Source organism: Vibrio sp. 970 (genome assembly GCF_033339075.1).
Genome location: NZ_JAWOTW010000502.1, coordinates 1 through 615, shown reverse-complemented (window position 1 = coordinate 615; position 615 = coordinate 1). Strand labels below are relative to the sequence as shown.

Genomic DNA, 615 nt, shown 5'->3' with positions numbered 1-615 from the left:
ACTCAACAACTAGGCCCCCCACAACACGGTCAGTTTGCGGCTTTGTGCCATCGCCATACGTACGCCAAGAGCTGTAGTTTTCTTTCGCAAAAATAGCGCGAGCACGTAGCGTTTCTGCGTCATTTAAAGAACCACTTACATCAAGTACGGTACGCGAATGTTCGTTTGAACCGATATCTTGGCTCAAGCTTACCTGTGTTTGCGTTGTTGGTTTCTTAGAAACCATGTTTACTAAGCCACCCGGCTCAGACTTACCATAAAGTAGACCAGATGGACCTTTTAGCACTTCAACGCGCTCTAGAAGCTCAATTGGCTGACGGTAATGTGACCAGTGCTGACGACCATCACGTAGGAAGCCATCAGAACTACTTAGTTCAAAACCACGTAGCGAGAAACGTTCACGGTTACGGCTAGTACCACCCGCGCTTACACTCGCGTCATTACGTAACACTTCACCTAGTGTACTTGCGCGTTGCTCATCGATGACGGTTTCGTCGATGACCGCAACCTGTCCCGGAGTTTCTAGCTGCGTCATTTCCATACGCATCGCTGTACTGTTGGTATCAGCTTTGTAGCCGAACTCGCGACCTTCTACAACTAGGTGCTCATCTGTTT

General features: G+C 48.8%; 1 pseudogene. It reads right to left on the bottom strand.

Features of this window, described 5'->3' with window-relative positions:
- Nucleotides 1–615, bottom strand: a pseudogene (gene peuA, locus R7Q11_RS27545) (TonB-dependent siderophore enterobactin receptor PeuA); the annotation flags it as partial.